Origin of the sequence: uncultured Pseudomonas sp. (assembly GCF_913777995.1) — a bacterium.
Lineage (GTDB): Bacteria > Pseudomonadota > Gammaproteobacteria > Pseudomonadales > Pseudomonadaceae > Aquipseudomonas.
This window is the reverse complement of record NZ_CAJYVE010000025.1, coordinates 31,433-43,755: the sequence shown is the minus strand read 5'-3', so window position 1 is coordinate 43,755 and position 12,323 is coordinate 31,433. Positions and strand designations below refer to the sequence as shown.

General features: G+C 65.7%; 10 protein-coding genes. 9 read left to right on the top strand and 1 reads right to left on the bottom strand.

What is annotated here, in order from left to right:
* Window positions 1-115 precede the first annotated feature (115 nt).
* From QZ497_RS11225 to murB, 7 genes are all read left to right on the top strand, one after another.
* Window positions 116-2,323 (top strand): DNA internalization-related competence protein ComEC/Rec2, encoded by a 2,208-nt coding sequence (locus QZ497_RS11225; RefSeq protein WP_295474469.1) that lies wholly within the window; start codon window positions 116-118, stop codon window positions 2,321-2,323.
* Window positions 2,324-2,394: 71 nt separating this feature from the next.
* Window positions 2,395-3,069 (top strand): MotA/TolQ/ExbB proton channel family protein, encoded by a 675-nt coding sequence (locus QZ497_RS11220; protein WP_295474466.1) that lies wholly within the window; start codon window positions 2,395-2,397, stop codon window positions 3,067-3,069.
* Entirely contained in the window at window positions 3,066-3,497 is a 432-nt protein-coding gene (locus tag QZ497_RS11215; RefSeq protein WP_295474463.1) for a biopolymer transporter ExbD, read from the top strand. Before QZ497_RS11220 ends, QZ497_RS11215 begins: the two co-directional genes overlap by 4 nt.
* On the top strand, window positions 3,497-4,492 hold the full coding sequence (gene lpxK / locus QZ497_RS11210) for a tetraacyldisaccharide 4'-kinase (protein WP_295474460.1): 996 nt from the start codon (window positions 3,497-3,499) through the stop codon (window positions 4,490-4,492). Before QZ497_RS11215 ends, lpxK begins: the two co-directional genes overlap by 1 nt.
* Before the next feature lie 11 nt (window positions 4,493-4,503).
* Window positions 4,504-4,689, top strand: a complete 186-nt coding sequence (locus QZ497_RS11205; protein ID WP_295474456.1) for a Trm112 family protein — start codon at window positions 4,504-4,506, stop codon at window positions 4,687-4,689.
* On the top strand, window positions 4,686-5,450 hold the full coding sequence (gene kdsB / locus QZ497_RS11200; protein ID WP_295474453.1) for a 3-deoxy-manno-octulosonate cytidylyltransferase: 765 nt from the start codon (window positions 4,686-4,688) through the stop codon (window positions 5,448-5,450). Before QZ497_RS11205 ends, kdsB begins: the two co-directional genes overlap by 4 nt.
* On the top strand, window positions 5,450-6,469 hold the full coding sequence (murB, locus tag QZ497_RS11195) for a UDP-N-acetylmuramate dehydrogenase (RefSeq protein WP_295474450.1): 1,020 nt from the start codon (window positions 5,450-5,452) through the stop codon (window positions 6,467-6,469). The genes kdsB and murB overlap by 1 nt, the downstream gene beginning before the upstream one ends.
* 94 nt (window positions 6,470-6,563) lie before the next feature.
* On the opposite strand, the gene rne is transcribed toward murB, so the two are convergent.
* Window positions 6,564-9,968: a ribonuclease E gene (gene rne / locus QZ497_RS11190; RefSeq protein WP_295474447.1), complete on the bottom strand. Its 3,405-nt coding sequence runs from the start codon at window positions 9,966-9,968 to the stop codon at window positions 6,564-6,566.
* Between the two features lie 726 nt (window positions 9,969-10,694).
* Here rne and rluC point away from each other — a divergent pair.
* Both rluC and QZ497_RS11180 read left to right on the top strand, forming a co-directional pair.
* Entirely contained in the window at window positions 10,695-11,651 is a 957-nt protein-coding gene (gene rluC / locus QZ497_RS11185; RefSeq protein ID WP_295474444.1) for a 23S rRNA pseudouridine(955/2504/2580) synthase RluC, read from the top strand.
* Entirely contained in the window at window positions 11,641-12,297 is a 657-nt protein-coding gene (locus QZ497_RS11180) for an HAD-IA family hydrolase (RefSeq protein WP_295474441.1), read from the top strand. Before rluC ends, QZ497_RS11180 begins: the two co-directional genes overlap by 11 nt.
* Window positions 12,298-12,323: the final 26 nt, after the last annotated feature.

The window sequence follows — 12,323 nt, the reverse complement described above, 5'->3', positions numbered from 1 at the left end:
GGCCCACCTCATTCCTGGTCCTCGTGGCCGTTCAAAACCGGTAACAAAGCTCGCTTGAAGCCTCGTGCTACGGCATCGATCTTCTCGCCCTTTTCGCAAGGGAAGGAGACTGCTCATGCGCACGGGGATGGTCGCGCTGGCGCTGGGGCTGCTGAGCCTGCGTTTTCTGCCGGCACTGCCGCCGGGCTGGCTGTTGCTGTTGATGCCACTGCTGGCGCTGATGCTGCTGCCGTATCGCACTTACCCGCTGGCGCTCTGGTTGCTGGGTTTCACCTGGGCCTGTGTTTCGGCACAGGCAGCCCTGGATGATCGCCTGGCACCGAGCCTGGATGGCCGGACACTGTGGCTGCAGGGCCGGGTGAGCGGGCTGCCGGACAGCCGTGGTGAAGTGGTGCGCTTCGAACTTGAGGATGCGCAGTCGCGCCGTGTCGGCTTGCCGCAGCGCATCCGGGTGAGCTGGCGCGGCGGGCCACAGGTACGCAGTGGCGAGCGCTGGCGCCTGGCAGTCAAGCTACGGCGCCCGGACGGGCTGCTCAACCCCGGCACCTTCGATTACCCTGCCTGGCTGTTGGCGCAGCGCATCGGTGCCACCGGCACGGTGGTCGATGGACAGCGCCTGGCCCCGGCCGCTGGCGCCTGGCGCGAGGCACTGCGGCAACGCCTGCTGGCTGTGGACGGCCAGGGTCGGGAAGGCGCCCTGGCGGCGCTGGTGCTGGGCGACGGCTCGGGCTTGTCGCGGGACGACTGGCAGGTGTTGCAGGACACCGGCACGGTGCACCTGCTGGTGATTTCCGGGCAGCATGTCGGGCTGCTGGCCGGGGCGCTCTATCTGCTGATTGCGGCGCTGGCCCGCTGGGGCCTGTGGCCGTCGGGCTGGCCCTGGCTGCCCTGGGCGTGCGCGCTGGCCTTTGCGGCGGCGCTGGGTTACGGCTGGCTGGCCGGCTTCGACGTGCCGGTGCGGCGCGCTTGCATCATGGTTGGCCTGCTGCTGTGGTGGCGCCTGCGCTTTCGTCACCTGGGGCCGACCTGGCCCTGGCTGTTGGCGCTCAACGGCGTGTTGCTGCTGGAGCCGCTGGCCAGCCTGCAACCTGGGTTCTGGTTGTCGTTCGGCGCGGTCGGTGTACTGCTCATGGCGTTTGGCGGACGAGTCGGCGGCTGGTCCTGGTGGCGCGCCTGGACCCGTGCGCAATGGCTGATTGCAATCGGCCTGCTTCCGGTGCTGCTGGCGCTGGGGCTGCCGGTCAGTCTCAGTGGTCCGGCGGCCAACCTGCTGGCAGTGCCCTGGGTGAGTCTGGTGGTATTGCCCCTGGCGTTGCTCGGCACCCTGTTGCTGCCGGTGCCCTTGCTCGGGGAGGCATTGCTGTGGCTGGCGGGTGGCGCCTTGCACCTGCTGTTCTGGGTCTTGGCCGAGTTCGCTGCGCAATGGCCGGCCTGGGTGCCGCCGAGCCTGCCAATGTGGGCCTGGTGGCTGTGCCTGGCCGGTGTGCTGTGCCTGCTGCTACCGGCCGGAGTGCCGTGCCGACCCTTGGGATGGCCGCTGGTGCTGATGTGTGCATTCGCGCCGCAACAGCGGCTGCCCGCCGGACAGGCCGAGGTGCAGATGCTCGACGTGGGGCAGGGGCAGGCCGTGCTGATCCGTACCCGGCATCACCGCCTGCTGTATGACGCCGGCCCGGCCGCCGGGGATTTCGATATTGGCGAGCGCGTGGTGGTGCCCGTGTTGCGCAAGGCCGGTGTCACGCGCCTGGATCTGCTGTTGGTCAGCCATGCGCATGCCGACCATGCCGGTGGCGCGCCGGCCGTGCAGCGCGCCTTGCCGGTGGATCGGATGCTGGCGGGCGAGCCCGGTGAGCTGCCAGGCGCCGAGGCCTGCGTTGTGGGGCAGCGTTGGGAATGGGATGGGGTACGCTTCGCGACCTGGCGCTGGGATGCTGCCCGGCATAGCAACGATGCATCCTGCGTGCTGAGCGTGGAGGCCAACGGCGAACGCCTGCTCTTGACCGGCGACATCGAAGGTGCAGCGGAGCGCGCGCTGCTGGATTCCGGCTTCGAGCTGCGCGCGCGCTGGTTCCAGGCGCCTCATCATGGCAGCCGCACTTCTTCTTCGGCGGCTCTGCTGCGCCGGGTGATGCCTGAGGCGACGCTGGTTTCGCGCGGCCGGCACAACAGTTTCGGGCATCCTCACCCGCTTGTACTGGCCCGTTACCGAAGCCTGGGGATCACCGTGCATGACACCGGCGAGCAGGGCGCCGTGAGCCTGCGCCTGGGGGCTTTCGGCGAAGCCCTTGGTGCGCGTGCTGAGCGTCGCTTCTGGCGAGATTGAGCGGTCGGGGTCGAACAACCGGCACGACCCTATGGTAGAGTGGCCCGACATTTTCAGAGGGAGTCGGCACTGTGTGGGAACTGGTCAAATCTGGCGGCTGGATGATGCTTCCAATCATTCTGAGCTCGATCGCCGCGGCCGGCATCATCATCGAGCGACTGTGGACCTTGCGCGCCAGCAGGATCACGCCGCCACACCTGCTCGGGCAGGTCTGGCAGTGGATCAAGGAAAACAAACTCGACAGCGACAAACTCAAGCAGCTGCGTGCCGACTCGCCCTTGGGTGAAATCCTCGCCGCCGGCCTGGCCAATTCCAAGCATGGCCGGGAAATCATGAAGGAAAGCATCGAAGAGGCTGCCGCGCGGGTCATCCACGAGCTGGAGCGCTACCTGGCGGCGCTGGGCTCGATCGGCGCGATGGCGCCGCTGCTCGGCCTGCTGGGTACGGTGCTGGGCATGATCGATATCTTCTCGTCGTTCAACGCCGCCGGTAACACAGGCAATGCCGTGGTGCTCGCCGGAGGGATCTCCAAGGCGCTGATCTGTACCGCATCGGGGCTGATGGTGGCGATCCCGGCAATCTTCTTCCATCGCTACCTGCAGAGTCGTGTCGACGAGCTGGTGGTAGGCATGGAACAGCAGGCCATCCGCCTGGTGGAAGTGGTGCAGGGCGATCGTGAGGTGGATCTGGTCGATGCGCCGGTTGACCTCAAGTCGCTGGCCAAGACCGGGGGCAAGCGCAAGTGAAGTTTCGCCGCCGCAAGCCGCGCGACACCATCGACATCAACCTGGTTGCCCTGATCGATGTGGTGTTCATCCTGCTGCTGTTCTTCATCCTCACCACCACCTTCACCCGTGAAACCCAGCTGCGCGTCGACCTGCCGCAGTCAGTCACCGGGGCGTCCAACGATGATGCCGCGCGCAAGCAACTGGACATCGCCATCAACGCCGATGGCGTGTTCTCGGTGAACAACCAGCTGCTGCCGCGCAACGACCTGGATGGCCTGGTCGAAGCGTTGCAGCGCGAGTCGGGTGGCGACAGCAGCCTGCCGCTGTCGATCAGTGCCGACGGCAAGACCCCGCATCAGGCGGTGATCACCGCCATGGACGCTGCGGGCAAGCTGGGTTTCAGTCACTTGCGCATGACCACGGTCGAAGCGACCCAGGCTAATTGATGGCACTCACCGACCGTTTGCTTGCCGCGTGGTACCAGGGGCATCCGGCACTGACCTTGCTGCGTCCGCTGGAGTGCCTGTACCGTCGGGTGGTCGAGCGCAAGCGTGCGCGCTTTCTGGCCGGTGAAGGCAGCATCTATCGTGCGCCGGTGCCGGTCGTGGTGGTGGGTAACATCACCGTAGGTGGCACCGGCAAGACCCCGATGATCCTCTGGCTGATCGAGCATTGCCGCCGTCAGGGCCTGCGGGTCGGGGTGGTCAGCCGTGGCTATGGCGCCAAGCCACCGAGCCTGCCCTGGCGGGTGCGCGCCGAGCAGAGCGCCACCGAGGCGGGCGACGAGCCGCTGCTGATCGTGCAACGCAGCGGCGTGCCGCTGATGATCGACCCTGACCGCAGCCGCGCCGTGCGCGCCTTGCTGGACAGCGAGCCATTGGACCTGATTCTTTCCGACGACGGCCTGCAGCACTATCGGCTGGCGCGTGATTTCGAGCTGGTACTGATCGACGCCGCCCGTGGCCTGGGCAACCGCCGTTGCCTGCCCGCCGGGCCGCTGCGTGAACCGGCCGAACGCCTGCAGGCGGTCGATGCCGTGCTCTACAACGGCGCCCTGGCCGACAAGGACGATGGCTTCGCCTTCACCCTCAGGCCCTCCGCGCTGGTCAACCTGCGCAGTGGCCAGCGGGTGGGCGTCGAACATTTTCCGCCCGGCCAGGCCGTGCATGCGGTGGCCGGCATCGGTAATCCGCAGCGTTTCTTCAATACCCTCGAGGGGCTAAACTGGCGGCCTGTGGCGCATGCCTTCGCCGACCACGCCGTGTTCGATGCCCAGGCGCTGAGCTTCACGCCGGCGCTGCCATTGGTCATGACCGAGAAGGACGCGGTGAAATGCCGTGGCTTCGCGGCCGACGACTGGTGGTATCTGGCGGTGGATGCGCAACCTTCCGAGGCCTTCGTCAGCCGGTTCGATGACTGGCTGGCGCATCTTAAACACTGATGGGACCCCACATGGATACCAAACTGCTCGACATCCTCGCGTGCCCGATCTGCAAGGGCCCCCTCAAGCTCAGCGACGACAAGTCGGAGCTGATCAGCAAGGGCGCCGGCCTGGCCTACCCGATTCGCGATGGCATTCCGGTGATGCTGGAAAGCGAAGCCCGCACCTTGTCCACCGAGGAGCGCCTGGATAAATGAGCGCTGCCTTCACCGTCGTGATTCCGGCGCGTTTCGGCTCCAGCCGCTTTCCCGGCAAGCCGCTCAAGAGCATCGCCGGCAAGCCCATGGTCCAGCATGTCTGGGAGCAGGCCTGCAAGAGCCAGGCTGGGCGCGTGGTGGTGGCGACCGACGATGCGCGTATCGTCGAAGCCTGCCAGGCCTTCGGTGCCGAGGTGCTAATGACCCGTGACGACCACAATTCCGGCACCGACCGCCTCGCCGAGGTGGCGACCCAGCTGGGTTTGGCCGCCGACGCCATCGTGGTCAACGTGCAGGGCGATGAGCCGTTGATCCCCCCGGCGATCATCGATCAGGTGGCGGCCAACCTCGCCGCTCATCCCGAGGCGGCCATCGCCACCCTCGCCGAACCTATCGAGGACGTGGCGTCGTTGTTCAATCCCAACGTGGTCAAGGTCGCGACCGACATCAACGGTCTGGCACTGACCTTCAGTCGTGCACCTCTGCCTTGGGCGCGGGATGCCCTGGCCGCCAGTCGTGACGTGCTGCCGGCGAACGTTCCGTATCGCCGCCATATCGGCATCTACGCCTACCGCGCTGGTTTCCTGCACGATTTCGTCGCCTGGGGACCGTGCTGGCTGGAGAATACCGAGTCCCTGGAGCAGCTTCGGGCTCTGTGGCACGGCGTACGCATTCATGTGGCCGATGCCCTGGAAGCGCCGCCCGCCGGCGTCGACACTCCGGAAGATCTGGAGCGCGTCAAGCGCCTGCTGGAGGGGTAATGAGCCTGGACGTGCGCCCGGCGGTTTCGCTGAAACCCTTCAATACCTTCGCTGTGGATGTGCGCGCCAGCCTGTTCGCCGAAGCGCACAGCGACGACGATGTGCGCCAGGCGCTTGGCCTGGCGCATGCGCGGGCGATGCCGGTGCTGGTCGTCGGTGGTGGCAGCAACCTGCTGCTGACTGCCGACCTGAACTGCCTGGTGTTGCGCATGGCCAGTCGTGGCATCCGGGTTGTCGAGGAGCAGGACGGGCAGGTGGTGGTCGAGGCCGAGGCTGGTGAGCCCTGGCATCCGTTCGTGCTGCACTGTCTGGAGCAGGGCTTGGCAGGCCTGGAAAACCTCAGTCTGATTCCCGGTACGGTGGGGGCTGCGCCCATGCAGAACATCGGTGCCTATGGGGTCGAGATCAAGGACGTGTTCCACAGCCTGGTCGCCCTGGATCGTGAGAGCGGCGCGCTGCGCGAATTCTTCCTGACCGATTGTGCCTTTGGCTACCGCGACAGCCTGTTCAAGCAGCAGCCGGGGCGATGGATCATTCTGCGGGTGCGTTTCCAGCTGCAGCGCGAGGCAAGGCTGCACCTGGAATATGGTCCGGTGCGCCAGCGCCTGAGCGAGCAGGGCATCGAGCAACCGACCCCGATGGACGTGAGCCGGGCGATCTGTTCGATCCGCAGTGAAAAACTGCCCGACCCGGCCAAGCTGGCCAATGCCGGCAGCTTTTTCAAGAATCCGGTGATTCCTGCCGAGCAGGCGCAACTGCTCAAGCAACGCTACCCGCAGATGGTGGCTTATGCTCAGGCCGACGGGCAGGTGAAGCTGGCGGCAGGCTGGCTGATCGAGCAGGCCGGCTGGAAAGGCTTTCGTGAGGGCGATGCCGGGGTGCATCGATTGCAGGCGCTGGTGCTGGTCAATCATGGGCAGGCCAGTGGCCTGGAGCTGCTGAACCTGGCTCAACGCATCCAGGCCGATATCCTCGAACGTTTCGGAGTTGTTCTGGAGATGGAGCCGAACCGCTACTGAGCGCTGTGCTGGCGAGCGGCGTGAGCAGCTCGCTGCAACAGGCAATAAAAAACCCCGCTTGCTTGCGCAGGCGGGGTTTTTTCATGGCGGTGGATCAGGCCAGCGGTTTGCTTTCGCGGCTGTGTTCCTCGGCCTTGCTTTCGCTTGCTGCCTCGTCGGCCTTGGCTTCGGCTGCTTCGGCGGCCGGGGCTTCAGCCACGGCGTCTGCCGGGCTCCGAGCTTCGGCTGCCTCAGGTGCCGCAGTTTCGGCCACAGGGGCTTCTACCTGTGCTTCGACGGCAGCAGGCACTTCGACCGCTGGGGCTTCGACGACCGGCGCCTCAACGACCGGCTGTTGGGCCGGTGCTGCGGCAGCGGCCTCAGCCTGCTGGCGACGACGCTCTTCTTCCTCGCGCTTGCGGCGACGCACTTCACGTGGGTCGTTTGGCGCGCGGCCCGAGCTGCTGACCGGCAGGCTTGGCTTTTCTTCCACGACCGGGGCGGCAACCGGGGTTGGCTCGGCGGCCGGTGCGGCATAGGCTACAGGCTCTTCCTTGGCCGTTGGCGCTTCCTCGACCGGGCTGGCCGCAACAGGTGCGTTCAGTTCGGCGGACTCGCTGGCGGGAGCTGCCTCGATCTGCGGCTGGCTCACCGGCTCTGCAGCCGGTTCGGCCACGGGCTCTGGAGTCGGGACAAAGGCGGCAGCCGGCTTGTCGTCGGCAGCCACTACCTCGGCAGCAGGCGCTTCGCTGGCCAGTTCGACTGCAGGCGCGGCCGCTACCACGGCGGGCTCGCTGCTCTCTACCGCTGGAGCCTCCACGGCAGGGGCTTCAACGGCTGCAGCAGGGGCTTCGAACGAAACTTCCTGCGGTGCAGCTTCGCTGGCAGCCGGCGCTTCGAGGGTCGCTGCTGGAGCGGCGTCGGCCTGTTCGGCCGCCGCTTCTGCCTGACGGTTGGCGTCGGCTTCTGCGTTGGCGCTGATCACACCGCCGGCTACGGCAGCGGTGACTACCAGGCCGGCCGCGACGGCTTCGCCTTGACCTTCAGTGGTCTCTTCGCTGCCTTCGGCCAGTTCCACGCCGTTGGCATCACGCTGACGCTCGCGACGGTTGCTGCGACGGCGCTGGCCACGGGAGCGGCGGCGTGGACGTTCGCCGTCGGTTCCTTCCTGCTGATCGTCATGGGCCTGCTCTTCGCCGTTGAGGATTTCCTCGTCAGCGTCGGCAGCGGCCTGCTCGGCGCGTGGCTGGCGCTCTTCACGTGGTGGACGTGGTTGACGCTCTTCGCGTGGTGCGCGTTCCTCGCGAGGGGTGCGCTCTTCGCGAGCTACACGTTCTTCACGTGGTGCGCGCTCTTCGCGGGTGTCAGGCTTGTCGAGCGATGGCGCTTCGCTTGGTGCGGCGTCCAGCGGCTCACGCAGCTCGCGCACGCGCTCTTCGCGTGGCTTGCGCTCGCGCGGTGCACGTGGCTGGCGTTCTTCGCGTGGTGCGGAGTCGTCACGGGCTTCGCGCGGTGCGCGGTCTTCGCGTGGGGCGCGCTCTTCGCGCGGTGCACGTTCCTCACGTGGGGCGCGCTCTTCGCGCGGTGCACGTTCTTCACGTGGGGCACGTTCTTCGCGCGGTGCACGTTCCTCGCGCGGAGTACGCTCGCCGCGCTCTTCGCGTGGCTTGCGGTCTTCGTCGCGGCGGTTGCTGCGGCCACGGCTCTGCTGGCGACCGTTGCGGCGTTCTTCGTTGCGCGCCGGGCGCTCGCTGGTGGCGGGCTTCTCGGTGGCAGCGGCGGCCGGAGCGACGGGTTCCGGCTTGCTGGAGGCGAACAGGCTGACCAGCGACTTCACCAGGCCCTTGAACAGGCTTGGCTCGTGTGCGGCAACGGGCTGGGCGACCGGGGCCGGGGCGGCTTCTTCCACGGGGACCGGTGCGTTGGCACGGGCCGGGGCGGTCTTCACGGCCGCTTCCTGGCGTACCAGGGTCCGGGTCGCGCTGGCCTGTGGTGCCATTTCCTCGATTTCGGCGGCAGCTGCGGCGATTTCGTAGCTGGATTTGTGCGAGTTGGCATCCGGGTTGTCGTCACGCAGGCGCTGCACTTCGAAGTGCGGCGTTTCCAGGTGGTCGTTCGGCAGGATGACGATACGCGCACGGGTACGCAGTTCGATCTTGGTGATCGAGTTGCGCTTCTCGTTGAGCAGGAAGGCGGCGACCGGGATCGGCACCTGGGCACGGACTTCCGCAGTGCGGTCCTTGAGGGCTTCTTCCTCGATCAGGCGCAGGATGGCCAGCGACAGGGATTCGACGTCACGGATGATGCCGGTGCCGTTGCAGCGTGGGCAGACGATGCCACTGCTCTCGCCCAGGGAAGGGCGCAGGCGCTGACGCGACATTTCCAGCAGGCCGAAGCGCGAGATGCGGCCAACCTGCACGCGGGCGCGGTCGGCTTCCAGGCATTCGCGGACTTTCTCTTCCACGGCGCGCTGGTTCTTGGCCGGGGTCATGTCGATGAAGTCGATGACGATCAGGCCGCCAATGTCACGCAGGCGCAGCTGACGGGCGATCTCTTCGGCAGCTTCGAGGTTGGTCTGCAGGGCGGTTTCTTCGATGTCGCTGCCTTTGGTGGCGCGCGCCGAGTTGATGTCGATGGACACCAGGGCCTCGGTGGGGTCGATGACGATCGAACCACCGGAAGGCAGTTCGACGACGCGCTGGAAGGCGGTTTCGATCTGGCTTTCGATCTGGAAGCGGTTGAACAGCGGGACGCTGTCTTCGTACAGCTTGATCTTGCTGGCGTACTGCGGCATCACCTGGCGGATGAAGGTCAGGGCTTCTTCCTGGGCCTCGACGCTGTCGATCAGCACTTCGCCGATGTCCTGGCGCAGGTAGTCACGGATGGCGCGGATGATGACGTTGCTTTCCTGGTAGATCAGGAATGGCGCGGCGCGATCCTGGGACGCTTCCTTGATGGCGGTCCACAACTGCAGCAGGTAGTCGAGGTCCCACTGCATCTCTTCGCTGCTACGGCCCAGGCCAGCGGTGCGCACGATCAGGCCCATGTCGGCCGGTGCGATCAGACCATTGAGGGCTTCACGCAGCTCGTTGCGCTCTTCGCCTTCGATACGGCGAGAGATGCCGCCGGCGCGCGGGTTGTTGGGCATCAGCACCAGGTAGCGACCGGCGAGGCTGATGAAGGTGGTCAGGGCGGCGCCCTTGTTGCCGCGCTCTTCCTTCTCCACCTGGACGATCACTTCCTGGCCTTCGCTCAGGACGTCCTTGATGTTGACCCGGCCTTCGGGGGGCTTCTTGAAGTATTCACGGGAGATTTCCTTGAGAGGCAGGAAGCCGTGACGCTCGGAGCCGAAGTCGACGAAGGCGGCTTCCAGGCTCGGCTCGATGCGAGTGATCCGGCCCTTGTAGATGTTGGCCTTCTTCTGCTCGCGGGCGCCGGACTCGATGTCCAGGTCGTAGAGGCGCTGGCCGTCTACCAGTGCAACACGCAACTCTTCGGGTTGAGTCGCGTTAATCAGCATTCTTTTCATGTAGTACCGTCGGTTTCCGGGGCTGCCGGAAACGGCGTTCGGCACACACGACTTCTCACGGTCGGTGTCAGAGCACGTCAGGAGCGCCAGGGGCGCACCAGTGTCCAGCGAGCATCTCCGGCCAACGGGGCTGGAGGGTCGCGACGACGTTTCCTGCTTGCTGTGGTGACCAAGGGCACCCAGTCAGCAAAAGCTTTGTCAGGAGGAGGAATCGGTCATCGGCAGCGGACGCGATAAGGCGTCTGGAACAGCATTGTTGCTACACAGTCCGATGGTCGTGCGTCTCCACCCTACACGTATCCCTGATAATTCGGGTGCTGCCGCGCGCAGAATCCGCAGCGGGTTGGCATTTACCGCGCGCTTCCCATGGAAGCGCACGCATCATGGCTCGAGGCGTGGTTCGCAGGACTTGCGCTCGAAACACCTGGAAGCGACTGCACCTTGTGAACTGGCCGTGGGTTCTGCGCTCTGGAAGGCGAGTCTCGACTCTGCGATCCGGCGTATTTCAGGCCTCATGTCACCCGCGCTTGTTACGTTTCCTGATGCCTTCGTTGTCACCGAAAGCCTTGCAGGGCGGCCTCCCGCCCGGTGAATTGCGTGGGTCAGGGCCGGTTGTCAACCGTTTATGCGCTGCCCGTCCGCTTTTGGCGGCGTTCGCGACTATAGCAGCAATCATTAAGTGCTTCAAATCCATAAAAAATTGTTATGATTCGCCGCATGACGACTAACACCCCCCCAACCCCCGGCGTTCAGCTGGTCGAGGTTGCCCCGGAATATGCCGGTCAACGCATCGATAACTTCCTGATCACGTACCTCAAGGGCGTACCCAAGACCCTGGTCTACCGCATCCTGCGCAAGGGCGAAGTGCGAGTGAACAAGGGGCGCGCCAAGCCGGAGTACAAACTGCAGGCGGGCGACATCGTGCGCATTCCGCCGGTGCGCGTGCCCGAGCGCGACGAGCCGGTGCCGGTCGCCCAGGGCCTGCTGCAGCGCCTGGAAGCGGCCATCGTTCACGAGGACAAGGCACTCATCGTGCTCAACAAACCGGCCGGTATTGCCGTGCATGGTGGCAGTGGCCTGAACTTTGGCGTGATCGAAGCCTTCCGTCAGCTGCGCCCCGACGCCAAGGAGCTGGAGCTGGTGCATCGCCTGGACCGCGACACGTCTGGTCTGCTGATGATCGCCAAGAAGCGCAGCATGCTGCGCCATCTGCACGAAGCCCTGCGCGGCGACGGTGTCGACAAGCGCTACATGGCGCTGGTGCGCGGCCATTGGGCGACATCCTGCAAGCAAGTGCGCGCGCCGCTGCTCAAGAGCAACCTGCGTTCCGGCGAGCGCATGGTCGAGGTCAACGACGAAGGTAAGGAGGCGCTGACGCTGTTCAAGGTGCTGCGCCGCTTCGGTGACTTCGCCACGATGGTCGAGGCGCGGCCGGTAACCGGGCGCACCCACCAGATCCGTGTGCATACCCTGCATGCGGGGCATTCGATCGCTGGCGATCCCAAGTACGGCGATGAAGATTTTTCCCGCGAGATCCGCGAGCTGGGCGGCAAGCGCCTGTTCCTGCACGCCTACATGTTGACCGTGCCGCTGCCCGATGGCGGCAAACTCGAACTGCAGGCCCCTGTCGACGAGATGTGGGCCAAGACCGTGGAGCGTCTGAGTGCGCCGTAATTACGATCTGCTGATCTTCGACTGGGACGGCACGCTGGCCGACTCCATTGGTCGCATCGTCCAGGCCATGCGCGAAGCGGCCATCAATGGCGATGTGCCGGTGCGTGACGACGAGGCCATCAAGGGCATCATCGGTCTGGGCCTGCCCGAAGCCATTCGTACCCTGTACCCGCACTTCACCCCCGATGCGCTGCTGGCGTTCCGTCAGCGCTATGTCGACAGCTACATGGCCATGGATGAAGTGGCCTCGCCGCTGTTCGAGGGCGTGTTGGAGTCGATCCATGCGTTCCGCGAGCAGGGCTATCGCCTGGCGGTGGCCACTGGCAAGGCCCGGCGTGGCCTGGATCGGGTGCTCGAGGCGCACGGCTGGCGGGAGTTCTTCGACATCACGCGTGCTGCCGATGAAACCGCCAGCAAGCCGGACCCGCTGATGCTGCATGAAATCATGGCGCATTGCGATGTGCCGGCCGAGCGCTCGCTGATGATCGGTGATTCGTCCTTCGACCTGCTGATGGCGCGCAATGCGGGTATGCACAGCGTGGCGGTGGGCTATGGTGCGCAGTCGCTGGATTCATTGCGTGAGTTCGGTCCGCAACTGGCCATCGAACACTTTTCCGAGTTGGGTGTCTGGTTGGGCAGGCCCTGAACGTCTTGCAGTCGAGGTGAGTGAGA